The organism is Bacillus sp. SIMBA_005 (assembly GCF_046535585.1).
GTDB classification, from domain to species: Bacteria; Bacillota; Bacilli; order Bacillales; family Bacillaceae; genus Bacillus; species Bacillus pumilus.
The window spans coordinates 1-256 of record NZ_JAWRWI010000726.1; the positions used below are offsets into that span (position 1 = coordinate 1).

The following is a 256-nucleotide window of genomic DNA, read 5'->3' on the forward strand; positions in this document are numbered from 1 at the left end:
CTATTTTCACTACTTCTAACACTTTCAATATTTGCTCTTTGTTAGCATTTGCAGGCACAATGATAAAATCCGCTTCATGGTAATCTTTCACTTTTGCGCCTGTCCTTTGACGTAGTTCTTGGTGAAGTCGCTTCGAATCATCCACTGCTTGAAAGCTGATTTCTCCATCGAACAATGTCATTAAAACAGATAATGTTTCAGGATATAGCCCATCGATGGAATGCAAAGTTTGTAACGTTCCTTTACTGCCTGGTCG

1 protein-coding gene is annotated in these 256 nt (G+C 39.5%); it reads right to left on the bottom strand.

The features are described 5' to 3' along the window. Window positions 1–256, bottom strand: a 256-nt coding sequence (locus SB660_RS21970) for a phosphonate C-P lyase system protein PhnH (RefSeq protein ID WP_410584566.1), incomplete at both ends; no start/stop codon positions are given.